This is a genomic window from Pseudomonas sp. YH-1 (genome assembly GCF_051990045.1).
Taxonomy (GTDB): domain Bacteria; phylum Pseudomonadota; class Gammaproteobacteria; order Pseudomonadales; family Pseudomonadaceae; genus Pseudomonas; species Pseudomonas nicosulfuronedens.
The window spans coordinates 2,392,835-2,417,034 of the sequence record NZ_CP178184.1 but is presented as its reverse complement, the minus strand read 5'-3'; the positions used below and the strand labels follow the sequence as shown (position 1 = coordinate 2,417,034).

Sequence of the window (24,200 nt, the reverse complement as noted above, 5' to 3'; positions counted from 1 at the left end):
AATCCACCGCTATGCTCTGGAGTGGTATCCCAACGCCCCGACATGGAGACCAAGATGGGCAAGAAGAGCAAAGCCAAGAATCAGGCTGTAGAACCGCAAGGCAAGATGAAGAACAGCGAGTACGAGGAACACCTGCGCAAGCTGTCCGTGGAACTGGTCAAGCTGCAGCAATGGGTGGTTCAAAAGGGCCTGAAGGTCTGCATCATCTTCGAGGGCCGTGATGGCGCCGGTAAAGGCGGCACTATCAAGGCGCTCACCGAGCGCGTCAGCCCACGGGTGTTCCGCGTGGTGGCGCTGCCCACACCGACCGAGCGGGAGAAATCCCAGCTCTACGCCCAGCGTTACATCCGCCACCTGCCATCAGCCGGCGAGGTGGTGATCTTCGACCGCAGCTGGTACAACCGCGCCGGCGTCGAGCGGGTGATGGGCTTCTGCACCGAGGAGCAGGCGGACAAATTCCTCGCCGTGACCCCGCTGTTCGAGCGCATGCTCACCGAGTCGGGAATCATCCTGCTGAAATTCTGGCTGGAGGTCAGCCCCGAGGAGCAGGAACGCCGTCTGAAGGACCGCATCACTGACGGTCGCAAGATCTGGAAACTCTCGCCGATGGACGTGAAGTCCTTCACCCGCTGGGACGAGTACACCCGCGCCCGCGACCTGATGTTCGCCGCCACCGACTCGCCCTGGGCGCCCTGGATCGTCGCGCCCTCCGAGGACAAGAAGCGCGTGCGCCTGAATGTCATCAGTCACATCCTCAAGCACGTGCCTTACAAGGAGCTCCCGCGCGAGGAAGTGAAGCTGCCCAAGCGCGGCAAGATCGGCAAGTACCAGAGTCCCGATTACCCGATCCACTTCATCGAAGAAAAATTCTGATACCAACCGGGGCCGGCTCTCACCGGCCCCGGATCCAGTCGCTCAGGCGATTGCCTGCAGATAGCGGTCCACCTCCCCCGATAACCAACTGGCAAAGGCCGCCACCTTGGCCTGGGTCGCCTCGCGCTCGGGCCAGACCAACCAGTAGGGGAAGCCGTAGGGCACGCGCAGATCGCTCAGGGCAACCAGTTCACCGCTTTCCAGCGCCCCCGCCACCAGGCTGCGGCGTTCCAGGCCGATCCCCTGCCCCAAGCGCACCGCCTCGATACTCAGGTTGGAGTCGTTCACCACGAACTCCGCCGACTCCTGCGGCACCTCCACGCCTGCCGCCTGGCACCAGCCCAGCCAGGACTCGAAACCAGTGACGCGCGGGCAGCGGAGGATTTCCTCCGGAGTCTGCGGCAGACGCCCTCCGTTGAAGTCCGGCGCGCCAACGACCACCATTTCATCCTCGAACAGACGCTCCTGCGCCAACCCTTCCCAGTGCCCCTGACCGATGCGGATCGCCACATCGGCCAGCCCCTGGCGCAGGTCCATCACTTCCAGACTGGCGAGCAGGCGCAGACGGTACTGTGGATAAGTCGCGCGAAAGCCCGGCAGGCGTGGCAGCAACCACTTCTGGCCGAACGACGGTGTGAGCGCCACTACCAGCTCATCCTCGCCCGGACGCGCCCTCGCCAGGCGGGTCGCCTCGGCGATATCGCGCAGCGCCCCGCGAATCTGCAGGGCGTAGAGGCGCCCTTCCTCGCTCAGGCGCACCCCGCGGCCCTCGCGCTGCAGCAGAGTGATGCCCAGGAGGCTCTCCAGCTGGCGCACCTGCTGGCTGATGGCCGAATGCGTGACGTGCAGTTCACTGGCGGCAAGCGTCACGCTGCCGAGCCGGGCAACGGCCTCGAAACTACGCAGGGCGGAGAGCGGGGGCACTGCACTCATGTAAGTATTCCTAACCAAATCGGTCACTAATCGTCGCTATTTTCCGGCGGAAAAAGCCTCTAGATTCATGGCCACTGCGCGAAGATCCGCGCCAGCCACGATGCAATCTCCACTAACAGGATGTGCCCATGCAACAGAAGCTTCCGCACCTGATCGGCATGCTCGACTCGCCCTACGTGCGCCGCGTCGCCATCACCCTGCGCCTGCTCGGCATCGAGTTCAGCCACCAGTCACTGTCGGTATTCCGCACCTACGAGGAATTCCGCGGCATCAACCCGGTGGTGAAGGCGCCAACCCTGGTAATGGGCGACGGCCAGGTGCTGATGGATTCCACCCTGATCATCGACTGCCTCGAACACCTGGCCGGACGCAGCCTGATGCCCGCCGAGCCGGCCGCGCGGGTACGCGCCACGCGCTTGCTGGGCCTGGCCCTGGCGGTCATGGAGAAGGCAGTGCAGCGCTACTACGAACAGCAGCGGCCGGACGACAAGCAGCTCGCCACCTGGCAGGAGCGGGTCGACCAGCAGTTGCACGCCGCCCTGGCGCAACTGGAAGGCGAGTTGCGCGAGATGTCGCTGGACGCCGGCGCGCCGCTGGATCAGGCCGGGCTGAGCATCGCAGTGGCCTGGACCTTTGTGCAGTTGCTGCACTCCGAAGACATCCCGGCGGACAGTTACCCGGCGGTGCACGACTGGGCGGAACAGGCCGAAGCGCTGGAGGCGTTCAAGGCTTTCCCGCCGGTGTGATCCCTTGGCACGGCACCCAATTGGCCGTAGGAGACTCAGTCCTTGGGCAATTCTTCATGCTGCTGTCTGGTAAAACGCAGCAAGCCGAAGCAGATGACGAAGCCGCAGAGCGCCAACCCGGCGGCGGCCAGGAAGATCGACGCGTAGCCGTGGCGGGCGGCGACCAGCCCCATCAGCGGGCCGGCGACGCCCATTGCCAGGTCGAAGAACAGTGCGTAGGCACCCAGCCCCGCGCTGCGGCTGCTGGCCGGGATGCGTAGCACCGCCTCGACGCCCAGCGACGGATAGACCAGCGACAGGCCACAACCGGTAAGCGCCGCCCCCAGCAGCGCGAATCCCGGCCCCGGCGCCTGCCAGAGCAGCAGCAGGCCGAAGACCTCCACGCCCAGGCAGACCACCGCGACGGCGAAACCGCCGAAACGGTTGACCATGCCCGAGAAGATCAGCCGAGCGCCGACGAAGCAGACGCCGAAGGCGGTCAGGCACCAGGCCGGGTTCGCCCAGCCCTGGCTGCCGTAATAGAGGGTGATGAAGGTCGCCAGGGTGCCGAAGCCGATGGAGCCGAGCATCACGCACATTCCGTAGGGCAGCACGCGGCCGAGCACGGCATGGAAAGCCATGCGCGTGCCGGGAATAGTCGGAACCTCGTCCCGGCCACGGGCCGCCAGCCAGCCCAGCGCGGTGAGCACCAGGATGCTCATGCCCAGGCTCCACAGGCCCAGCGAGGCCGACATGGTCACGCCCAGCGGCGCTCCGATGGCGATGCCGCCGTAGCTGACGATGCCGTTCCAGGAAATCACCTTGGCAGTGTTCTGCGTGCCCACCAGCGCAATGCCCCAGCTCGCCGTACCGATCCCCAGCAGCCCCTGCGCCAGGCCGAACAGCAGGCGGCTGCCGAGCAGCAGAGTCAGGCTCAGCCAGGTCACGGACTCGAAGCTGGTGGATGCCAGCACCAGCACACCGCCGACGCCCAGTACGCCCAGGCCATGGAGCACGGCACGCTTGGCCCCGTAGGTGTCGGCCACGTAGCCCGCCAGCGGGCGGGACAGCAGCGTGGCGATATACTGCAGGCCGATCACCGCGCCGGCGATCACCGTCGAGTAGCCAAGGCCTTCATGAACGAATCCGGGCAGTACCGGCAGCAGCAGGCCGATGCTCAGGAACAGGACAAAGGTGAAGAAGACGGTCGCGAGGATGCGCAGGGTGACGGAGGCGGTTCGCTGCTCGGACGAGCTCATGGACGGGCCTGACGGTGGGTGGCGGAGCGTGTGCGGGGACGATTGAAAGCAGGCTATCTATTTCCGCCCCGATTGCCAATCCGAACCTTGCTCGTCGGCCGATGCTCCTATAGTTGTTCCATTGCCGCGCGCCGTGGCGGCGCGCTCCCTACGCATCAAGGAGATCGTGATGGATACCAGCCAGCACAGCCTGAGCGCCCTGTTCAAGCAACTGGGCCTGCCCGACGGGCGCAAGGACATCGACGCCTTCCTCGGCAGCCACCGCCTCGCCGATGGGCAGAAACTACCGGACGCGCCGTTCTGGAACGCCGCCCAGTCGCAGTTCCTGCGCGAGGCGCTGCAGCAGGATTCGGACTGGACCGAGGAAGCCGACGAGCTGGCGGTGCGGCTGTCCAACTGACCCGCAACGCACCCGCAGCGACCTGAAGTAGCCCTACTTCAAATAGGAGCGCAGCACGCCCATGACCTGTTCCAGGTCTTCGTGGCGCTGCTCCGCGGTGCGGTCCTCGGCGCCCAGGTGATCGCGCAGGTGGCCTTCGAGCACTTCGGCCATCAATCCGTTCACCGCGCCGCGGATGGCGGCGATCTGCTGCAGGATCGCCGCGCATTCGCTGCCCGCCTCCAGCGCCCGCTCCAGCGCCTCGCTCTGGCCCTTGATGCGCCGCACCCGGGTCAGCAGCTTCTTCTGGTCCTTGATGGTATGTCCCACGTCAAAACTCCTAAGGTATACTGGGGTATAGTATCCAGACTGATCCTACGGACCATCATCATGCAGCACGCCGCCCACCCGCAAGACGGTCGCCACGACCACCAGTTCCACGAAGGCAATCCCCTGGCCGAACGCAACACCCTGCGCGCCGCGCTGCTGACCGTCGTGATGATGGTGGTGGAAATCGCCGGCGGCTGGATCTTCAACTCCATGGCGCTGCTGGCGGACGGCTGGCACATGAGCTCCCACGCCCTGGCACTGGGGCTTGCCTTCTTCGCCTACGTGGCGGCACGGCGCTTCAAGGGCGACGCGCGCTTTGCCTTCGGCACCTTCAAGATCGAGATTCTCGCCAGCTACACCAGCGCCATCCTGTTGCTGGGCGTGGCGGCGCTGATGATGTTCGAGTCTGTCGCCCGGCTGCTCTCTCCTTCGCCGATCCACTACCAGCAGGCTATCGCCATCGCGGTCATCGGCCTGCTGGTGAACCTGGCCTGTGCTTGGCTGCTGCGCGGCGAGCACCATCACCATGGCCATGATCACGCTCATGGCCATGACCATCACCACGACCATGAACATCATGACCATGGCCACGACCTGAACCTGCGCGCCGCTTACCTGCACGTGCTGGCCGACGCCGCCACCTCGGTGGCGGCGATCATCGCCCTGATCGGCGGCCTGATCTGGGGCGCCGCCTGGCTCGATCCGCTGATGGGCATGGTCGGCGCGGTACTGGTGGCCGTGTGGTCAGTCGGCCTGCTCAAGCAGAGCGGGCGCGTGCTGCTGGACGCGGAGATGAACGACCCGGTGGTGGAGGAAATCCGCGAGGTAGTCGCCGAGCTGCCCTATCCGGCGCGTATCACCGACCTGCACCTGTGGCGCGTGGGCAAGTCACGCTACGCCTGCATCCTCAGCCTCGCCAGCAGCGGCGACCTGACGCCAGAACTGGTGCGTCAGCGCCTGCAGATCCATGAGGAGCTGGCGCACATCACCGTGGAGATCAACCCGATCCCCACCTGAGAACTGCACCCGGAATGACCGGAAGTCGTGGCGGCTTTGACGGCCGCCACGCCGCTGCGGCCTAATGCGCAGCCTGTCGAACCCGATCGCCTGCCCGCATGTCCAGCTCCCGCTTCTCCACCGCCCAGCAACGCGCCAGCATCCTGCACCTGCCCGCCGGCCCCTGGACGACGGTGCTCGATTGCCTGTGCGCGCGCTTCCCGGCGATCAGCCGCGACACCTGGCTGGACCGCATGGCGCGCGGCAAGGTGCTGGACAACAACGGCCAGCCCATTGGCCCCGCGCACCCGTATCGCGAAGCCCTGCGCATCCATTACTTCCGTGAGGTGCCGAAGGAAGCGCCGGTCCCCTTCCAGGAAAGCATCCTGTATGCCGATGATCACCTGGTAGTGGCGGACAAGCCGCACTTCCTGCCGGTAACACCCGCGGGCCAGTACGTCGAGGAAACCCTCCTCGCCCGTCTCGCCAAGCGCCTGGACAACCCGCAACTGGTGCCGCTGCACCGCATCGACCGGCTCACCGCCGGGCTGGTGCTGTTTTCCGCCAACCCAAACAACCGCGATGCCTACCAGGCGCTGTTCCGCGAGCGACGCATCGACAAGATGTACGAGGCCATCGCCCCGGCGCTGCCGCAACGGGAATTCCCGCTGGTGCACCGCTCGCGGATGGTCGAGGGTGATCCCTTCATCCGCATGCAGGAAGTGGACGGTGAGCCCAACAGCGAAACACAGATCGAGGTACTGGAGCAGCGCGGTGACCTGTGGCGCTATGGGTTGCATCCGGTGTCCGGTAAACGCCACCAGTTGCGCGTGCACATGTCGGGCCTGGGCGCGGCGCTGTGCTTCGACCCGCTCTACCCGACGCTGCCGCCGCGCGGCGAGCGGCCACCGGAGGATTTCGACAAGCCGCTGAAGCTGCTGGCCCGGCAACTGGCGTTCATCGACCCGTTTACCGGTGAGGCACGACAATTCAGGAGCCGGCTGGAACTGACCTGGCCTTCCATCAATTTCATCGATGGTCACCCTTAAGACGATCCATTTCCGTCGATAGCGGCCCGGATGTTTTCATAGCTCCACCCCAAGGAGAGAAAGCATCGGGAGCCCGATCATGAGCTACAGCGCCAAGTCCTTTTCCGCCCTCGTCAACGCCCTGCGCGCCGATGGCATCACCCGTCCCGAACAGATGGCCCGCCAGCCTTTCCGCAATGCCCAGGGCTTCTGGTCCGCGGTGGCGAAGAAATGAACCTTGTGCGGCGACTCCCGCCTGCGCTGCGCATGGATGCGGTGATCGTCCTCTACGCCATGGCCGCGGCCTGGCTTGTTTTCTCGGGCCTGTAACGCCGGGCCGCCGAGACAGACACAATTGAAAAGGGCAGCCGAGGCTGCCCTTTTTCGTGTCCCGCGCGGCACTGCCGCGCTCCATCCTCACTTCTTCAGGCAAGTGCTCATGAACGCCTTGCGTTCATCGCCCTTGAGCGCCTTGGTGGTGGCGTCGGCGTTGCAGGTCTTCATCTTCTCCTGCTGCGGCGTCATCGCCTTGGTGTCACTGCCGGCCTTCAGGCAGGTACTCATGAACGCCTTGCGCTCATCGCCCTTGAGCGCCTTGGTGGTGGCGTCGGTGTTACAGGTCTTCATCTTCTCCTGCTGCGCGGTCTGCGCGGCGGTGGCAGCAAAGCCTTGCGCCGAAAAAAGCAGAGCCAGGACGAGCAGCGGAATCCGAACGGTGGTCATGGAGTGGTCTCCCAGGATGGAATTGCCACTCTGAGCGTAGCTCGCAGCCCAGCATTCGCGAGGGCTGCGACGCGATGCTGCACGTCAGCCCTCCCGGCTCGTGATGGCTTGCACGAGGCATAAAGAAAAATTAGCTATATATAAATTCGAATTGATAATTTTTTGAAATATAAAAAATGCCGCAGTATGGCGCTGCCACCCATTCGGTACGCCAGGAACCCGCCATGTCGCTGTTGACCCTTCCCAATGCCCGCGAGCAAACCAAGTCGGTCCGCGCCACGGTGCTGGTGTTCAAGGACCCGCGCTCGCAGGAGCTGCTCAACCGTATCGAGCGCCTGGCCCCCAGCGAAGCCAACGCGCTGATCATCGGCGAGACCGGCACCGGCAAGGAACTGGTCGCGCGGCATATCCACAAGCTCAGCCGCCGCAGCGGCGCGCCCTTCGTGGCGGTGAACTGCGGCGCATTCTCCGAGACGCTGGTGGAAAGCGAGCTTTTCGGACACGAAAGAGGCGCCTACACCGGCGCTACCAGCAGCAAGGCCGGCTGGTTCGAGTCGGCCAACGGCGGCACCCTGTTCCTCGACGAAATCGGTGACCTGCCGTTGAACATGCAGGTAAAACTGCTGCGCGTACTGCAGGAGCGCGAGGTCGTGCGCCTCGGCTCGCGCACACCAGTGCCGATCAACGTGCGAGTGGTCGCCGCCACCAACGTCAACCTGGCCGACGCCGTGGTGGCCGGGCACTTTCGCGAGGACCTGTTCTACCGCCTGCATGTCGCCACCATCCGCCTGCCCCCGTTGCGCGAGCGTCCCGGCGACATCCTGCCGCTGGCCGAATTCTTCCTCGAAGAGCACTGCCAGCGCCTGGGATACAACCGCGCGACCCTGAGCCTCGAGGCCGAACGCAAGCTGCTGGGCCACACCTGGCCGGGCAACATTCGCGAGCTGGAGAACGCCATCCACCATGCCCTGCTGGTATGCCGCAACCAGCAGGTGCAGCCTGGCGACCTGCAACTCGCCGAGCTGCCGTCGGCGCCGCGTCACGACGCTCTGCGCCACGAAGCCTTCCCCCACGCCCTGGCTCCTCGCGTCGAGGGCACCCTGGAGCAGGCGCTGCTGGAACTATTCGAAAGCAACAAGCCCGATCTCTACGAGCACGTCGAGGAAGTGCTGTTCCGCACCGCTTACCACTTCTGCCATGGCAACCAGCTGCAGACCGGTCGTTTGCTGGGCATCAGCCGCAACATCGTTCGCGCACGCCTGGAAAAGATCGGTGAACTGAACCTCAGCCGCACTGGCTGAGGTGAGTTCAGCCTGCACCAGCAGCGGGCTGAAACCGTCCGTCGGCGATCCCCGCCCGACCTCCCCCCGCGAAAGGTTATAATCCGCGCCGTTTTTACGGCCGGCACGCCAATGCGACCTCAGCGTCTACACTGCCAGGGTGACGTCCCGGCAAGGCGTCGATCGCCGGCGACCGTCCTATCGTCACCAGCTTCTAGTCAATATTTCCTAGTCATCAGCTTTTAGTCATCAGGAATGATCGTGACCAAAGACGAACTGCGCGCGGAACTGGAGCGCCAGGAGCAACGTTTCAAGGATGAACAGGGCGGCGAAGTAACCCTTTATGCCGCCCAGCCCGAACCCGGCAAGAAACCCTGGCGCAAGCGACCCAGCGTGCAGGACAAGGCGTTCGACCGGGAACTGGAAAGAATCGAAGAAGAACGACTGAAAAAGGATCAGGAAGCCGCTTCCGTTTAAATCGCAGGTACGGCCCCAGGCTGAAGGATCTCCCCGAATCCATTGTGGGAAAGTCTCGAAGCCTTGGGCGAGCAGCGCTCCGTGGGGGAGCCCGCCAGTTGGCCTGCAAACACTCATCCGATGGGCCGGCGGCCCGCGTGGAAGCATTGCAAACTTTTTCCACCCTGCCTGAAAGCGCCGTGCGACGAGGCGTCGCGCAAATTGGAGAAACCGTTTCAGGCTAAATACGGTGCTCCAAGCTTCTGGCATAATCGCCGCCCCGTCTCCGACCGGTCATAGAATTTTCATGTTCGATCTCTTCAGCGGACTCGATGTCTGGGTGGGTATCAGCCTGGTGCTGGCACTCGCATTCGTCCTGGCCTTCGAGTTCATCAACGGCTTCCACGACACCGCCAACGCGGTGGCCACGGTCATCTACACCAAGGCCATGTCCCCGTACCGCGCGGTGATCCTGTCCGGCATCTTCAACTTCCTCGGCGTGTTGCTCGGTGGCGTCGGCGTCGCCTACGCGATCGTCCACCTGCTGCCGGTGGAGCTGCTGATCAACGTGAACACCGGCCACGGTCTGGCCATGGTGTTCTCGCTGCTCGCCGCGGCCATCACCTGGAACCTGGGCACCTGGTACTTCGGCATCCCGGCCTCCAGCTCGCACACCCTGATCGGCTCGATTCTCGGCGTAGGCCTGGCAAATGCCCTGATCAACGGCGTACCGGTGGCCGACGGGATCAACTGGGGCAAGGCCATCGACATCGGCCTGTCGCTGATCTTCTCGCCGCTGGCCGGCTTCATCGTCGCGGGCGCCCTGCTGATCGGCCTGAAGTGGCTGTATCCGCTGTCGAAGATGCACAAGACCCCGGAAACCCGCCGCGACGTCGACGAGAAGAAGCACCCGCCGTTCTGGAACCGCCTGGTGCTGGTGATCTCGGCCATGACCGTGAGCTTCGTGCACGGCTCCAACGACGGCCAGAAGGGTATCGGCCTGATCATGCTGGTGCTGATCGGCATCGTCCCGGCGAAATTCGTCCTCGATCTGAACAGCACCACCTACCAGATCGAGCGCACCCGCGACGCCGCCATCCACCTGCAGCAGTTCTACAACCGCCACTCCGACACCCTCGGCGAGATGCTCGCGCTGGGCAAGGCCGGCGAAGCGGACATGCCTGACCTGTACCGCTGCGAGCCGAAGCAGACCGAAGCAACCCTCAAGGGCCTGCTGGGCGATCTGCACGGCGTCTCCAGCTACAACGACCTGAACGACGACGAGCGTGTCCAGGTACGCCGCTACCTGCTGTGCCTGGACGACACCGCGAAGAAGGTCGGCAAGCTGTCCGAGCTGCCGTCCCGCGAGAAAGCGGACCTCGAGAAGCTGCGCAAGGACCTGACCAGCACCACCGAATACGCGCCCTTCTGGGTGATCATCGCGGTGGCCCTGGCCCTGGGCATCGGCACCATGGTCGGCTGGAAGCGCGTGGTGCTCACCGTCGGCGAGAAGATCGGCAAGCAGGGCATGACTTATGCCCAGGGCATCGCCGCCCAGCTCACCGCGACCGCCGCCATCGGCATGGCCAACATCTACAGCCTGCCGGTCTCCACGACCCACGTGTTGTCCTCGGGCGTAGCGGGCACCATGGTGGCAAACCGCAGCGGCCTGCAAGGCAGCACGATCCGCAACATCCTCATGGCCTGGGTGCTGACCCTGCCCGTATCGATTGCGCTGTCCGCCGGCCTGTTCTGGCTGTCGTCGCGCTTCATCGGCTGACCTCGCGCCGCGCACTATGAAGAACGCCTGCATCCGCAGGCGTTTTTCATTTCCCGTCACTCAAATAGTGATGGCCTGTCGCGGCAGCCGGATGACGAACCGCGCACCGCCCTTGTAGTTATCCACAGACAGACTGCCGCCCATGTTGCGGATCAGGTCGTGGCTCACCGACAGCCCCAGGCCAGTGCCCTTGCCGATAGGCTTGGTGGTGAAGAAGGCCTCGAAGATGCGCTCCATCACTACCGGGTCGATGCCACCGGCGTTGTCGCGCACATGCAGCTCCACCCAGCCTGGGTCCGTAAAGGGCTCCTGCGACACACCGACCCAGCGCGCGCCCTCCTCTCCTCGGCCAAGCAATGCGTCACGGGCGTTGGCCAGCAGGTTGATCAGCACCTGCTCCAATTGGTCGGAATAACCGCGCACCACCACCCGCTGTGCCGGTGGTCGGCACTCCAGGCTGATGCCCTGCTGCGTCAGGCTTTCGCCCAGCAGCGCGACCGCGCCTTCGCAAGCGTCATAGGGGTCGAAGGGTGCAGCCTCCAGCTCCGACTTGCGGCTGAATACGCCCATGTGGCTGATCACCCGTGAGAGACGGTCGATCTGCGCGTCGGCGCGCTCCAGCTTTTCCTTCAGGTATTCGGGCTCGCCCAGCTTCTGCCGTGCGTTGTAGAGGGACATGCGCATGACATGCAGGGGCTGCTTCATCTCGTGGGCCATGCCGCTGACCATCTCGCCCAGGCTGGCCATTTTCGCGCCTTGCGCCAGTTGCTGCTGGGCGTGCCGCACGGCGGTGTTGTCACGGCCCACGGCCTGGATTTCCACCAGTCGTCCTTCGGCATCCAGCAGCGGCCGGTCTGACCAGATCAGCCAGAGGTTGCGCTGGCCGGGCAGGCAGAAACGCAGTTCCCAGGAGTCGTCCGCCGCGCCTTTGCCGCCTCCCACCAGGCGTGCGCGCAGGGCGCTGCAGTCCTGTTCCGACAGCCACTCGTCGAGTCGCCGGCCGAGCAGCGCGTCCACCGGCTCTCCCAGTACCTGGGCGAAGGTGTGGTTGATGAAGGTCAGCTGCAGGCTGGGGTCGTAGCGGCAGATCAGCGCTGGTGAGTCCTCCACCAGGACGCGGTAGCGCTCCTCGCTCTCGGCGATCTGCAGCGCGGCGAGGTGCTGCTCGGTGACGTCCAGCCAGAGGCCGACAGCCTCCTGCGGGATGCCCTGGATGTCACGCAGCAGCTTGGCCTCGTCGTACAGCCAGTGCCATTCTCCAGCGCTATCGCGCAAGCGGTACTCGGTGCGCACGCGGCCTTCGCGCAGCAGCTCACGGCCACGATCGAGGAACGTTTCCAGGTCTTCGGGGTGCACCCGTTCGGCCAGCGCCTGCCAGTTCTGGCCCTGCAGGTCGAGGCCGAGCAGGTTGCCGGCACTCTCGCTGTAGAACTCGGGAATCAGGTGCCCCTCCTCTACCCGCTGCACGTAGATCACCACCGGTGCGCTGTCGATCAGGTTGCGCAGCCGGGCGTGGGCGGCCAGAGCCTGTTCTTCCTGCAACTTGCCCTCGCTGATGTCCAGCAGCACGCCGTCCATCAACTGGTCGCCGGCACGCGCCTGCCGCCGACCCTGCAGGCGTAGCCAGCGGCGCGTCTGGGTGGAAGCCGCACCGCGCAGGCGCAGGTCCTGGACCAGACGCCCCCCCGGCTGCAGGTTGCGCAGACGCAGGCCGAGTTCATCGGCGTCAGCGGGATGCAACTGGCTCAGCAGGTCGGACAGCGCCAGCTGCAACTGCCCGGCAGGCAACCCAAGGCTCGCCGCCACCGCCGGCGACAGTTCGAACAGGCCCTCGTCGACGTGCAAGCGCCACCACCCGCCGCCTACCATGTCCTGCAGCAGGCTCAGGCGCCGGCTGCTGTCGCGCAGGCTGTGCAGCTCGGTGCGCTCGTGGACGAGGTTGGTGAGGATCTCCGCCAGGTACTGCCAGTCGCTCGGCGCCAGCCCCGGCCAACTGCCGCCGTGTTCCATCGGCTCGGCCAGCAACCCCGCCAACCTCCCGCCGCGCACCGGTGCCGGGATCAGGTAGAGCTGGGCGCAGCACAAGGTGCGCAGCAGCTCCGACGGGCTGCCGTCCGCTCCCAGCAGACTGGCACCGCTGGCGGCGCGCAACTCATCGCCGGGCAGGGCGAGGTTTTCCCGCAGCAGGCTGTCGAAACCGGGCTGCACATAGCAGGCAAAAACCCGCAGGCTCTGGTCCGGCGCTTCCAGCAACAGGGCCATGCTGCGCATGTGAAAGTTGCTGCAGAACGCCTCCAGCACCTCACCGACGGCCTCGCCGAGGCGGCGTTGGGAGCTGTGCCGCAGGCGCGCCAGCAACAGCTTGCTAAGGTTCAGGCATTGCAGCTTGTGCTGCTGGCTGTCGGACTGCCAGTTCAGGTCGGAGATGTCCGTACCCAGCAACAGGCAGTGCTCGTTGGCCTGCAGGACGGCCTGGAAGCGGCAAACCAACGGTAGGTCGCCGGTGCTGCGCAGTACCAGGTCGAGCCGTTCGCCACCGCGCAGGCTGGACACCTGCATGCCGCCGGGAATGCGCCGGTCCAGATAATCACCCAGCCCAGGCAGGTCACCGTTGCCCGGCGCCGGCGGCAGCAGCCGGTGAGCCTGGCTGCCGCCACGGGCGATGACGCGATCACGGCTGTCCAGCTCCAGCCACAGGTCCCAGTGGCCGGTCACCACTGGCTCGGCCAGCTCTTCCACCGGCAGCGCCGGACGCCGACGTGCCGCCAGAGGCCGACTCGGCACCGGGTTGTCGTTCATCTCATGCTGGCCACGCGGCCTGGAGCGCCAGAAATCGAACATCCGGGCCTCAGAGCAGGACGCTGGCGGTGCTGCTGAGCACGTCGGGCAGGCGCGGTATCGTGCCGATTCCCGGCAGGGTCAATAGCGGGACGATGGGCGAGGAGGCATAGGGATAGCTGACGCACACCCGGACTCGGGTGTACTGCCGCCCCGAGACCGTTTCCGCCACCGGGGTGTCCATGAACTGCCCGCTGTAACAGCCGTTGCGCCAGCTCGTGGGCATCCAGCTCAGGCGCTGGGTCACGGCGTTGTCCACTGCCGCTTTCAGGGCGGCGTTGTAACCACCCGCCGCCTGGGGATTCACCGACACGGCTACCCGAGCCCCGGCCGCCGCCGCGTCGTTGAAGGACTGCAACATCAACAAGGGCACGCAATAGCCGAGAAGACCATAGAGAACGGCGAAGAACAGGACGAATACGGCGGCGAATTCGATAGCCACCGCGCCCCGCTGCGTGCCACGCCGGCCGACTCCGTTCATGCGCAATACTCCCAGACCAACTTGCAACTTGAATGATCGTTCAACTTATCGGCGCGGCAGAACTTTACTGAAGATACTCGCCGTCGGATAAATTCCACTATCGAGCAATACTAGGCGCTCTTCCGGGATTCGCCCTCATGGCTTGCAGGAATAACGTTACGGGCCAAATCCGATTTCATATGGCTTGAATTGCAATATAGCGCTGACCTACCAGATACCTTAAAACTCCACGTAGCCGCTTCGTATGCTCCTGCTGGATAAGGATAGTCTCGATGCTGTACAAACTCTGCCTGCTGGGCTGGTTCGCACTGTGCGCCTATCAGGACCTCACTCGGTTGCGCGTCAGCAACTGGCTGACCCTGGGTGGGGCGCTGGCCGCCCTGTTGTTCCTACTCTTCACGGGCCACACGCTGACAGGCTTTGCGCCGCTTGCAGCGGGGGTCGCTGCGCTACTGGCGGCGCTGCTCAGCGTGCCGGGTTACTGGCTGGGAAAGCTGGGCGCAGCCGACGTCAAACTGCTGATCGCCCTGGGCCTGGCCAGCGACCCGCTGACGGTGCTGTACACCCTGGCGCTGGCCTGCCTGTTCTGCGTGGCGCTGATGTTCGCCAGCAAACTTTTGATTGATTCGGACAAAGTACCGGCTAATTGCAAATCGAAATTAGCGCCGTTGCGACCGTCAAAGTTCAAGTCATTTCCTTTCATCTTCGCGCTATTCGCCGGTCTTCTGACGACTTTGACCATCCTCCATTAATTATGATTCCGACAATTGGCAGAATCCAAACTTAACGACTATATGCTAAGGGTTAATACCACCTATCGCCTGATGGGAAGATCCGGCTACGGTAATTGAACGGCCGGACGATAAAAATAATGGAAGTACTCTTTCAAGGAGCGTGCAGTCATGGATAAAACGGCCAATCGCCGTTTCAGCGTGCTGGTCATTGATGACGAGCCTCAGGTCACTACCGAGCTCTCCGAGTTGCTGGAGAACAGTGGCTACCGCTGCGCGGTCAGCGACAGCAAGGACAGCGCCTTGCAGAAGTTTCGCGATGATGCCTCGATCGGCCTGGTGATCTGCGACCTGGGCCTGGGTCGTGACAATGGCATCCGCGTGGTCGAGGCCCTCAAGGAATTGGCCGGTTCGACACGATTCTTCGAGACCATCATCCTCACTGGCCAGCAAGGCAGCCAGGAAGTGATCGAGGCCATGCGCGTGGGTGTTGCCGATTACTACCAGAAACCGGTGGCGCCCATGGACCTGCTCAAGGGCCTGGAGCGCCTGGAGGCCCGCCTGCACGAGCGCATCCGCAGCCAGCTCAGCCTGAGCCATGTGAACCAGCGCCTGGAGTACCTCGCCGAATCGCTCAACTCGATTTCGCGCGATATCCACAAGATCAAGTACGAGGTCCATGGTGGCGGCCAGCCGGCCAACAGCAGCGCGCTCAAGCAGGAACAGCCCGAGCCCGCTGCGAGTTCCGCGCCGAGCAATGCCGAGCAGATGACGCCGGTGGTGAACAACCCGCTGTTCAACAAGCTCTCGCCGCGCCAGCAGGCGGTAGCGCGCCTGGTCAGCAAGGGGCTTACCAACTACCAGATCGCCTACGACCTGGGGATCACCGAGAACACCGTGAAGCTGTACGTTTCCCAGGTGCTTCGGCTGATGCATATGCACAACCGTACGCAACTCGCTCTCGCCATCTCCCCCTCCGCCGCACAGAGCAGCGCAGTGCACTGACGCTGGCGCGATCGCCGACGACCTTCAGATCAGCAACTCGGCACCACCGGTCTGGAGGTCGATCAGGCGCACATCAATGGTTCCCAGACTGACCCCGAGCAATTGCAGAAGCGGGTCGAGCACGACGTGCCCCAGCGCGGAAACCGCAGGCTTGAGTAATGTCAGCAGTCCGCTGACGAGACCGGAGAGCGTCGCCCCGATCAAGCCCAGCGGATCGAGGCCAAGAATCTTCGGCTCGACCTTGATCGACGATGCCAGCGTGCCCAAAGCGTTGTCCAACGAAGCCCCGAGCGCGCTGGAGGCTGTCTTGTCCTGGCTGGGCAAATCGGCTGGACTGGCGACGTCATACTTCAGCGTCGTCCCAGTTGCTCCACCCACCACGGTGTTCGCTGATACGTTCAACTCGACCAGCCCACTGAGCACCTCGACCTGGATGGGCGAGACAACGGGATTGGACGGGTCGGCGTAGGTCCCCAATTGCAGCGAAGCGATGCCCGGCAGCGCATACACCTCGACTTTCACCGGCTGGCCCACTCCTCCGCACTGGATCGTGTCCAGGGCCGCCGTCCCCTGCGCGACATTGACCGCAAGGCCGAGATCAACCGTGAGAACACCCGGCAACCCGGTGCTGGCCTCCACGCTCGTACGCACAGCCGCCGTTCGCACCTCAGTGCGCCATTTACCGTTGCTGTTCTTCCCCGGATAACCGAAGGCAATCTGCGGCGGCTCGACGATCCACAGTTTGACTTTCGCCGAGGCCAGGCCGCCCAGGTTGATGCCGGTATTGACCTCAACCGCATGTTGTCGGTTGGCGACAAAGGCCAGGGCGGTGATCAGGTCCAGGACGCTGACTGTTCCTTGCAGCGCCTGATCGCGCACCGAGTCGGGTGCCACCACTGACAACACGCTGCCCAGAGTGACGGTCGCCGCCTTGACTCCCGCGCCCAGCAGTTGCTGGTGAAGCAGGGAGGTGTCCAGATTCGCGACTTGTGTTGGGTCGATGGCGTTCACCGTGGCGTTGAGCAATTGAGCCAGATCAGCCTGCGCGCCCAACAGCGAATCCACCGAGCCGGCCTCCAAATTGACTCCCAACGCCCGCAGCTGATCGGACAGTCCCAGCAGACTGACTTGCGCGTTGGCCAGCCCTTGGTAGCCAACAGCCTTGAGCGACAGATGGCTACCCAGCAGATTGTTCAACAGGTTGTTGAGCAGGATCGACTGCTGATCGTCCAGACTGGCTAACCCAGTTCCCGCCGATAGTCCCGCCAACGCTGTACGCCTTGCCACCGCGCGGGCGGTCAGGTCAGTCTGCGCCGGCATGCCACTGAAGATACTGGCGACATTGAGCACCAGGCTCGATGGCACCCGATTGACTGCCAGGACCTGCACAGCGTCGGCCATCTCGCCACCAGCAGAGAACACCCTGCGCGACTCGGCCGAACCGAAGGTGGCGTCGAAACCGACAGTCCCCAGGGTCCCGGTGAGCGAATCTCCCGCCTCCGCCACGAAACCGTTCTTTGTGGCGCTGGCCTGCACATATCCCTGGATCTCTGTCGCCTCCTGCGATCCGCACATGCCGCTCTGAGTCGCCGCCTCCAGCGCAGCCACATCCGCCACGCGCTGCAACTTGCGCTGCTCGTAGTACAAGCGCCCGGTATCGATCACCAGGGCCAGACAGATCAACGCCATCAACAGCGTGACTGCCGCCATGATGCCGATGGCACCTCGCTGCCGCTCACGTCCCATGGCAGCCTCCCGAAGGACTACTTGTTGTCGGTGCTGAAGCTGTTGTCGTCGAGCAGATACTCGGGAATCTCGCGGGTATAGCTCTTCAGGTAGCGCTGGTAGGCGCGGTCACGCTCGGCCGGAGTGGCGCTCTGCCGGTGTGGCGAGGCGGCCTTGCCGCTGCTCTGCAAGTCCAGCCAGGTCAGCACTTCCTGCTGGTCACGAGCGGTGGTACCAGCTTCAGGGCGAGTGTTCTCCACCGCCTGGGCCAGCATCGGCGTCGCCAGCAATGCGCCGGCCAGAATCCATGTCTTCATGCTTCCCTCCCTGCCCATGTCAGCGGGCCTTGACCAGCAGCTTGGCGTCGCGCGCCACCGCCGGTGTCGACTCGACCAGCGCCGGGTGCGCTTCGTCCACCGGATCGTTCACGTAGCTCACGCTTTCGACCTGCACCGCCGGCTGACTGGCCGGGCTGGCAGGGCGAAGGTCCTTCGCCTGGTCCTGGGCCGCGCGAACCTGGTCGGCAGACAGCCCGACGCTCTGGATCAACCGGCTGGCCTCACTGTTCTCACCCTGGATGAACATGACACTGAGCAGGTTGGTGGCCGGCAATTTGTCGTGCTCGTTCAGCTCCATGGCGGTGATGAATTCAAAGCGTGCCTTCTCCATGTCGCCACGCCGCAACAGGACATAGCCCAGGTCGTTGCGCAGTGAGCTGTTGGTCGGCTGCAGGCGTGCCGCTTCACGCAACTCGCGCTCGGCTTCCACGGTGTTGCCACCGCGCATGGCGATCTGCCCAAGGCCGTGATGCGCCTCGGCAGCCTTGCAGGTACCGAGCAGCCCCTCATAAACGGTCCGCGCCTTGGGATCGCCGATGCGGCGCAGCGCCAGCGCCTTGCTTTCGCGCACTTCCAGCGAGTTCGGCGGCAGGGTTTCCAGATTGGCCAGCGCTGCGTGAGCACGGCCGTTGTCGAGCATTTCGCGGGCCAGGTTGAGCTGCAGCTCCACCGACTGGCCGAGCTTTTCGTCGCAGTTCTGCCCGACGCTCGGGCCGCCACCCAGGGTGTCGAGGTTCGCGCAGCCACCCAGTGCGAGGCCCAGCAGGCCGATCCAGCAGGCGTTTCTCATCCCATTCTCCCCAGGGCCTTGGTAATCGCGAGGAAGCCGGGCCCGGCGAGGATGATCAGTAGCGCCGGGAACAGCAGCAGCATCATCACCAGGCTCATCTTCGCCGACAGCTTGCTGACCTTTTCCTGCAAGCCGGTCAGACGCCGGTCCTCGAACAGTTGCTTGAGCGTCAGCAGCGACCCGCGCACGCTGCCGCCCTGGCGCACCATCTGGCGCAGCACATTGCAGCAGTCGCTCAGCTCTACCACCGCCAGGCGCTTGCTCAGCAGCTCCAGCTCGTCGGCCAGGTCCAGGCCGCTTTCGGCATGGGCCAGGACACCATCCAGTTCTTCCACCAGCACCGGCACGATGCTCCGCCCTTCCCGACAGACCACACGAAGGCTCTGCTCCACCGTGAGGCCGGAATCAAAGAGGATGCGGATCAGTTGGATAAACAGGATGACCTCGTCCGCCAGACGTTGTCGGCGCTGGCCCGCAACGTAGGCCAGAACTCGCTTGGGCAGCAGGAATCCAACACCGCCGGCGAATACCACCGGCAGCAATGGAGAGGTGTTGGCATGTGCCGGCGTGGCGAGGACCACGAGCACGATGGCGATCAGCGACAAGGGGACAAGAACGACCGATACCAGATAAAGACTGCGCGGCGAGTTACCGCTCCAGCCGGCCTGGTTCAGCAGCAGCTGGACTTCCTCGTCGCGCAGCTGCAAGCGCCGGCCCAAGCCATTTCCGCCCATGCGGTCGAGCACTCGGGCGATACGTAGGTTGCCCTCACGCGGCAGTGCTTCTCCTCCCAGTCGTTGCTCGATCAGGCGCTGCTCGCGTCCCGCCGCGCGGCTTTGCGAGAGCAACAGGAGGATCGCCGCGAGAGCAAGGATCAGAGCCATCAGACCGTAAAAAAAGGGCATGCCGGCCTCCTCAAATACTCTTGAGCATGCGCCAGAGCGTGAAGCAGCCCAGCACCTGCAAGCCAAGGGATGTCAGCAGAAGCCAGCGACCGCCAGTATCCAGCCACATGTTCATCAGATAACCGGGATTGGTCAGCAGAATGTAGCCGCCCAGGCTTACCGGAAGGATCGCCAGCACCAGAGCACTCATACGCGTCTCACCGGTCATGGCGCGCAACTGGCGCCCAAGCTTCTCCCGCTCGTGAATGACCCTGATGATGTTCTCCAGCAAGTCGGTGGTATTGCCGCCATAACGATGGTTCACCGCCACCCCGAGGGAGAAAACATGGAGCTCCTCGACATCGTAGAGCTCGGCCACTTCCTGCAGCGCCTCAGGCAGGCTGATACCAAGCAGCACGTGGTTGTTCACCAGCGAGAAGATTTCCCGCAGTGGATCATCGGCAACACCCACCGCCTGGGTGATGGCATCGCCCAGGGTGCGTCCGGAGTGCAGGCTGCGCACCACCTGGTCAAGAAAGTTGGGCATTTGCCGAATCATCTTCTGCAGGCGCCGACGATAGAGAACGTTGAGCAACAGGTGAAACCCGAACCCCACCAGTAGCACGCCGCCCAGCACGCCCCCCGGGCCGAACAGGCGCAGGCCGAGCAACGCCAGCAGCAACGCCGCCGCAGCACAGGCAAGCCACCAGCGCTGTGCTTCGGCTATACCTGCGCGACGCATGCGGCGTGCCAGCCAGTGGCTACTGCGCACCCGCGCAGCGCTCACTGCTTGGGCCTCTCCAGTCAGACGACGCATGACTTGCTCGTTGTGCCGCGCACGCCAACTCAGCGCGCCAACGACAACGCCGAAAACAGCCAGCAGCAGGCTGGACAGGCTCATCAACAGCCCGCCGCTCATAGCAGCACCTGGTGGAATTTCAGCCCGTTTGGCTGAGCCGTACGGACGAACTGCCCGGTACCGCGTCGGTCGAGGCTGAACAGCGAGTTGGTGACGTAGACGCCGTCGCGCACTTCCAGCACCTCGAGGATCTCGCTGACGCAGCGGCGCCCGTTGGACAGGCGGGTGATCTGCACGATGATATCCAGCGCCGAGCAGAGCATCTGCCGCAGGGTCTGCTCCGGCACACGCTGGCCGGTAAGCCCCACCAGCATCTCCAGGCGTAACAGCGAATCCATCGCCGAGTTGGCGTGCACGGTGCTCATCGAGCCATCGTGACCGGTGTTCATCGCCTGCAGCACGTCGAGCACTTCGACGCCGCGGATCTCGCCGAGGATGATGCGGTCCGGGCGCATCCGCAGGGCGTTGCGGATCAGGTCGCGAGCGGTCACCTCACCGAAGCCTTCGGCGTTCGGCGGACGGGTCTCCAGCCGCACCACGTGATCATGGCCCAGTTGCAGTTCGGCGGTGTCCTCGATGGTGACGATGCGCTCGCGCTCGTCGATGAAGCTGCTCATGACGTTGAGCAGCGTTGTCTTGCCGGTACCGGTGCCGCCACTGATGAGGATGTTGCAGCGGCTCGCCACTGCCTGGCGGAGAAAAGCCAGCATGGCTTCGTCGACACTCTGGTAGGCCAGCAGGTCGGCGCTCTTGAGCAGTTCCTTGCTGAACTTGCGAATCGACAGGCACGGCCCGTCCAGTGCCACTGGCGGGATGATCGCGTTGACCCGGCTGCCGTCGGGCAGGCGCGCGTCCACCATCGGGCTGGACTCGTCCAGGCGCCGGCCCAGGGGCGCAAGGATGCGCTGGATCACCCGCTGTACATGGTGGTCGTCGATGAAGCGCAGGTCGCTCTGGTACAGCCGGCCTTCGTGCTCGATGAACACCCGGTCCGGGCCGTTGACCAGGATTTCCGAGATGCCCGGATCGCGCAGGAGGATTTCCAGCGGGCCGAAGCCTGTGAGTTCGTCCACCACCTCTTCGGCGAGGCGGTCCAATTCGTAGCGAGAGATCGCCAGTTGGCGGCGCGAGGCGTATTCGCAGACCTTCTCGGAGACGTACTGCGCCACCGCCGGCCGCGCGCCCTCCAGCAGGTTCATGCCGTCTTCGTCGATCTCATCGATGATGTAGCGGTGCAGGCGCATCTTCAGCGTCTGCAGGTCCTGGTCGTGACGGCCGTGACCGCCGCCGTAGTGCTGGCTCATGAGCGTGCGGCCTTCGCCCGACCGATCCAGCTGAACAGCCCGCGCTTCTCGGCCACGCCCGCGCCCAGTGCCTCGGCCAGGTCGCGTAGCTTCACCGTCAACGGGTCACGCGGGGCCAGGTCGAACAGGCTCTGGCCGACGTTCTTGGCACGCAGGCGGGCTTCGGGCGAGGCCGGCAGCACGCCGAAGAGTTCCAGGCCGAACATCTTGCCCAGCGCCGGGGCATCCGGTGGCACCGAGGCCCAGTAGCGCTCGATCAGCAACTCGATGCGCGGCAGCGAGGGGGTGCGCTCGCGCAGGCGGCGCAGACGTTCCAGTCCTTTCTTGCACGACGGCACACTCTGGTCCACTAGCCACAGCACGCGGTTGGCCTGCATCAGCAACTGGCCGCTGAGTTCGCCTTCGGCAACGCCTGTAAGGTTGATCAGGATATGGCTGAAGGCGCTGCGCAGGTTGCCCAGCAGCAGGTACAGCTCGGCAGTGGTGATGCGCTCCAGCACGCCGGGCTCGTCCGACAGGCTGAGCACACGCAGGCCGGACTCGTGGCGGGCAAAGGCGCTGTCGATCAAGGTCTGGTCCAGGCGGCGCAGGTTGCGTAGCGCATCGGCGAAGGTGAATGACGGCTCCATGCCGAGGATAGCCAGCGCCTCGCCGGTGGGCTGGCCGATGTCCACCAGCAGCACGCGGTGGTCGGGCTGGCGTTGCAGGGCCAGGGCCAGGTGCAGGGCGACGAAGGCGCCGTCGGCATCGGGCCGGGCGCTGATCAGGCTGACCAGTTCGCCCTGCTGGGTGGCGCTCACCGGTACAGTGGGCAGGCGTCCGCCGAGGCGGCGGACCAACCCGCTCAGTTCGCTGGCACGGGCACCGTAGGTGACGAAGTCTCGCGCTCCAGCGCGCATGGCGGCCAGCACCAGCTGATTGTCCAGACCATCGCCGACAGCAACGACCGAGAGCAGCGGCCGCGCAGAAACCAGTCCCTCGATGAGCGAGCCCTGGGAGACCAGGTTGGCCTTGTTCAGGCTGGTGAACAGGACCGTCGCACCGGTGACGTCCAGCAGCGACAGCAGCTCCTCCAGCGTCCCGCTGTTGGCCAGGACCACCTGTCCGCAGCCGGCCAGGCTGCTCTGCAACCATTCCTGCTCGCCGGGATGCTGGACCAGCGCCACGAAAGTCTGACTCATGCCCGTGCTCCCTTGCTTTGCCGTGCCTCCCGCTCTCTGGCGGGTCAGCGCTTCGTAGGTATCCATCAGTGCGACATCCCGCTGCTGGCCTTGCGCTTGTCGAAGCGGCCGTCCTCAAGGAAGTAGAACTCGCCGAACCCCGGGTCGTAGTCACGCAGTCCTTCGCCGGGAAGCTTCGGCAGCGCGGCATTGGCCGCCAGCGGCTGGACCAGGTGTGGGGTGACGATCATCAGCAGCTCGCGATCGTCCTTGTCCAGGTTGGAGGAGCGGAACAGCGCACCGATCACCGGGATGCTGCCCAGGAAGGGAAACTTGTCGATATTGCTGATGGTGCTGCTGCTGATCAGCCCACTGATTACGAAGCTCTCGCCGTCGGCGAGCATCACGCTGGTGTCGGTGCGCCGCACGGTCAGCGCCGGGACGGCGATGTCGTTCGTGCGAATGCCGCTGGAGAAGTCCAGCTCGCTGACCTCCGGAGCCACCTTCAGCGCGATGCGCTTGTCGTTCATCACCGTCGGGGTCAGGGTCAGGCGAACGCCAAACTCCTTGTACTCGATGGTGATGTTGTCGTTGTCGCCATTGGGTACCGGAATCGGAAACTCGCCACCGGCCAGGAACGAGGCGCTTTGTCCGCTCATGGCCACCAGGCTCGGCCGCGCCAGGGTGTAGGCGAAGCCGCTGCCTTCCAGGGCATTGATGAAGCCCAGCCACTTGCTGCTGCCACCGCCCCAGATGATGTTGAAACCGTCGGACGTGCCGAAGGTGCCTCCCAGGCCTCCGTCGGCGCCGACCTCAAGATTGCCCAGGCTGCCCGGCGCACCGAGGACAAAGGTGTTGGAGCCGCGACGAACCAGCGACGTACTGGCCTGTTTGAGCTTGCTGCGGCTGACTTCGACGAAGCGAATGTCGGTCTGCACCTGGTTGGACAAACTGGCAGCCCCTGCCCCGGAGACCCCGGCGACATCCCCCACGGCCCGTGCGCCAACCCGCACCACAGTGCGCATCGGCTGGTCGCTGCAAGCGGTCCAGATCAGCAGGCTGGTCAGGCCTTCGGCCTTGCCGGTGACGAGGAAGTCGCGCTTGTCCAGCACCTGCACGTCGGCGATGTTCGGATCACCGATGGCCAGGCGCTTGATCGGCACCGGAAGCTGCTGGTCGCGCTGGGCACCCTGCTCGACGTCGAGGTTCAGTTGCTGGTCAGCGAAGCCCGCGCACGCGCTCGGTACGGCCTGCGCCGCAGAGTGGACGGCGCAGGCCAGCACGGCGACCAGGGGAAGGATGAAGCGCTTGGACATCGATGCA

At 64.6% G+C, this 24,200-nt stretch carries 25 protein-coding genes; 11 read left to right on the top strand and 14 right to left on the bottom strand.

Annotated features, from left to right (window positions below; all coding sequences use genetic code 11):
- Nucleotides 1-54: 54 nt before the first annotated feature.
- Nucleotides 55-873, top strand: coding sequence for a polyphosphate kinase 2 (gene ppk2, locus ACKI1H_RS11440; RefSeq protein ID WP_138521456.1), 819 nt, complete (start codon nt 55-57; stop codon nt 871-873).
- A gap of 42 nt (nt 874-915) precedes the next feature.
- Here the strand turns inward: ppk2 and ACKI1H_RS11435 are convergent, their stop codons facing one another.
- Nucleotides 916-1,806, bottom strand: coding sequence for a LysR substrate-binding domain-containing protein (locus ACKI1H_RS11435; protein ID WP_138521454.1), 891 nt, complete (start codon nt 1,804-1,806; stop codon nt 916-918).
- Between the two features lie 128 nt (nt 1,807-1,934).
- On the opposite strand from ACKI1H_RS11435, the gene ACKI1H_RS11430 reads away from it, so the two are divergent.
- Nucleotides 1,935-2,552 (top strand): glutathione S-transferase family protein, encoded by a 618-nt coding sequence (locus ACKI1H_RS11430; RefSeq protein WP_138521452.1) that lies wholly within the window; start codon nt 1,935-1,937, stop codon nt 2,550-2,552.
- A 35-nt stretch (nt 2,553-2,587) separates the two neighbouring features.
- On the opposite strand, the gene ACKI1H_RS11425 is transcribed toward ACKI1H_RS11430, so the two are convergent.
- Entirely contained in the window at nt 2,588-3,790 is a 1,203-nt protein-coding gene (locus tag ACKI1H_RS11425; RefSeq protein ID WP_440468382.1) for an MFS transporter, read from the bottom strand.
- Between the two features lie 169 nt (nt 3,791-3,959).
- Here ACKI1H_RS11425 and ACKI1H_RS11420 point away from each other — a divergent pair, with 169 nt between their 5' ends.
- Nucleotides 3,960-4,190: a DUF2789 domain-containing protein gene (locus ACKI1H_RS11420; RefSeq protein WP_138521447.1), complete on the top strand. Its 231-nt coding sequence runs from the start codon at nt 3,960-3,962 to the stop codon at nt 4,188-4,190.
- Nucleotides 4,191-4,223: 33 nt separating this feature from the next.
- Here the strand turns inward: ACKI1H_RS11420 and ACKI1H_RS11415 are convergent, their stop codons facing one another.
- Nucleotides 4,224-4,499: a metal/formaldehyde-sensitive transcriptional repressor gene (locus tag ACKI1H_RS11415; protein WP_138521445.1), complete on the bottom strand. Its 276-nt coding sequence runs from the start codon at nt 4,497-4,499 to the stop codon at nt 4,224-4,226.
- Nucleotides 4,500-4,559: 60 nt separating this feature from the next.
- Here ACKI1H_RS11415 and dmeF point away from each other — a divergent pair, with 60 nt between their 5' ends.
- From dmeF to ACKI1H_RS11400, 3 genes are all read left to right on the top strand, one after another.
- On the top strand, nt 4,560-5,516 hold the full coding sequence (gene dmeF / locus ACKI1H_RS11410; protein ID WP_138521442.1) for a CDF family Co(II)/Ni(II) efflux transporter DmeF: 957 nt from the start codon (nt 4,560-4,562) through the stop codon (nt 5,514-5,516).
- A 98-nt stretch (nt 5,517-5,614) separates the two neighbouring features.
- Entirely contained in the window at nt 5,615-6,544 is a 930-nt protein-coding gene (locus tag ACKI1H_RS11405) for a pseudouridine synthase (RefSeq protein WP_138521439.1), read from the top strand.
- A 79-nt stretch (nt 6,545-6,623) separates the two neighbouring features.
- The gene (locus ACKI1H_RS11400; protein ID WP_017519380.1) at nt 6,624-6,758 is read left to right on the top strand and encodes a hypothetical protein; all 135 of its coding nucleotides are present in this window, start codon (nt 6,624-6,626) and stop codon (nt 6,756-6,758) included.
- Between the two features lie 182 nt (nt 6,759-6,940).
- On the opposite strand, the gene ACKI1H_RS11395 is transcribed toward ACKI1H_RS11400, so the two are convergent.
- Nucleotides 6,941-7,246 (bottom strand): PsiF family protein, encoded by a 306-nt coding sequence (locus ACKI1H_RS11395; RefSeq protein ID WP_138521437.1) that lies wholly within the window; start codon nt 7,244-7,246, stop codon nt 6,941-6,943.
- 224 nt (nt 7,247-7,470) lie between these two features.
- Here ACKI1H_RS11395 and ACKI1H_RS11390 point away from each other — a divergent pair, with 224 nt between their 5' ends.
- The 3 genes from ACKI1H_RS11390 to ACKI1H_RS11380 all read left to right on the top strand — a co-directional run bounded on the left by ACKI1H_RS11390 (nt 7,471) and on the right by ACKI1H_RS11380 (nt 10,762).
- Entirely contained in the window at nt 7,471-8,547 is a 1,077-nt protein-coding gene (locus tag ACKI1H_RS11390) for a sigma-54 interaction domain-containing protein (RefSeq protein ID WP_440468381.1), read from the top strand.
- Between the two features lie 240 nt (nt 8,548-8,787).
- Entirely contained in the window at nt 8,788-9,003 is a 216-nt protein-coding gene (locus tag ACKI1H_RS11385) for a hypothetical protein (RefSeq protein ID WP_017519376.1), read from the top strand.
- Nucleotides 9,004-9,289: 286 nt separating this feature from the next.
- A complete protein-coding gene (locus ACKI1H_RS11380; protein ID WP_138521432.1) occupies nt 9,290-10,762 on the top strand; it encodes an inorganic phosphate transporter in 1,473 nt (490 codons plus the stop codon).
- A gap of 60 nt (nt 10,763-10,822) precedes the next feature.
- Here the strand turns inward: ACKI1H_RS11380 and ACKI1H_RS11375 are convergent, their stop codons facing one another.
- Both ACKI1H_RS11375 and ACKI1H_RS11370 read right to left on the bottom strand, forming a co-directional pair.
- A complete protein-coding gene (locus ACKI1H_RS11375; RefSeq protein WP_440468380.1) occupies nt 10,823-13,603 on the bottom strand; it encodes a PAS domain-containing sensor histidine kinase in 2,781 nt (926 codons plus the stop codon).
- A gap of 7 nt (nt 13,604-13,610) precedes the next feature.
- On the bottom strand, nt 13,611-14,081 hold the full coding sequence (locus tag ACKI1H_RS11370) for a TadE/TadG family type IV pilus assembly protein (protein WP_440468379.1): 471 nt from the start codon (nt 14,079-14,081) through the stop codon (nt 13,611-13,613).
- 272 nt (nt 14,082-14,353) lie between these two features.
- Here ACKI1H_RS11370 and ACKI1H_RS11365 point away from each other — a divergent pair, with 272 nt between their 5' ends.
- Both ACKI1H_RS11365 and ACKI1H_RS11360 read left to right on the top strand, forming a co-directional pair.
- Nucleotides 14,354-14,833, top strand: a complete 480-nt coding sequence (locus tag ACKI1H_RS11365) for a prepilin peptidase (protein ID WP_138521424.1) — start codon at nt 14,354-14,356, stop codon at nt 14,831-14,833.
- A gap of 150 nt (nt 14,834-14,983) precedes the next feature.
- Nucleotides 14,984-15,817, top strand: coding sequence for a response regulator transcription factor (locus tag ACKI1H_RS11360; protein WP_138521407.1), 834 nt, complete (start codon nt 14,984-14,986; stop codon nt 15,815-15,817).
- Nucleotides 15,818-15,841: 24 nt separating this feature from the next.
- On the opposite strand, the gene ACKI1H_RS11355 is transcribed toward ACKI1H_RS11360, so the two are convergent.
- The 8 genes from ACKI1H_RS11355 to ACKI1H_RS11320 form a co-directional block, all read right to left on the bottom strand.
- The gene (locus ACKI1H_RS11355; RefSeq protein WP_138521405.1) at nt 15,842-17,563 is read right to left on the bottom strand and encodes a pilus assembly protein TadG-related protein; all 1,722 of its coding nucleotides are present in this window, start codon (nt 17,561-17,563) and stop codon (nt 15,842-15,844) included.
- Between the two features lie 17 nt (nt 17,564-17,580).
- Nucleotides 17,581-17,859, bottom strand: a complete 279-nt coding sequence (locus tag ACKI1H_RS11350; protein ID WP_138521403.1) for a DUF3613 domain-containing protein — start codon at nt 17,857-17,859, stop codon at nt 17,581-17,583.
- A 19-nt stretch (nt 17,860-17,878) separates the two neighbouring features.
- Nucleotides 17,879-18,670 (bottom strand): tetratricopeptide repeat protein, encoded by a 792-nt coding sequence (locus tag ACKI1H_RS11345; protein WP_440468378.1) that lies wholly within the window; start codon nt 18,668-18,670, stop codon nt 17,879-17,881.
- The gene (locus tag ACKI1H_RS11340) at nt 18,667-19,575 is read right to left on the bottom strand and encodes a type II secretion system F family protein (RefSeq protein ID WP_440468377.1); all 909 of its coding nucleotides are present in this window, start codon (nt 19,573-19,575) and stop codon (nt 18,667-18,669) included. The genes ACKI1H_RS11345 and ACKI1H_RS11340 overlap by 4 nt, the downstream gene beginning before the upstream one ends.
- Before the next feature lie 10 nt (nt 19,576-19,585).
- Entirely contained in the window at nt 19,586-20,473 is an 888-nt protein-coding gene (locus ACKI1H_RS11335; RefSeq protein ID WP_440468376.1) for a type II secretion system F family protein, read from the bottom strand.
- Entirely contained in the window at nt 20,470-21,717 is a 1,248-nt protein-coding gene (tadA, locus tag ACKI1H_RS11330; protein ID WP_440468375.1) for a type 4b pilus Flp biogenesis ATPase TadA, read from the bottom strand. Before tadA ends, ACKI1H_RS11335 begins: the two co-directional genes overlap by 4 nt.
- Complete coding sequence (tadZ, locus tag ACKI1H_RS11325; protein WP_440468374.1) at nt 21,714-22,898, bottom strand: type 4b pilus Flp biogenesis protein TadZ; 1,185 nt, start codon at nt 22,896-22,898, stop codon at nt 21,714-21,716. Before tadZ ends, tadA begins: the two co-directional genes overlap by 4 nt.
- Nucleotides 22,899-22,963: 65 nt before the next feature.
- Entirely contained in the window at nt 22,964-24,193 is a 1,230-nt protein-coding gene (locus tag ACKI1H_RS11320) for a type II and III secretion system protein family protein (RefSeq protein WP_440468373.1), read from the bottom strand.
- Nucleotides 24,194-24,200 lie beyond the last annotated feature (7 nt).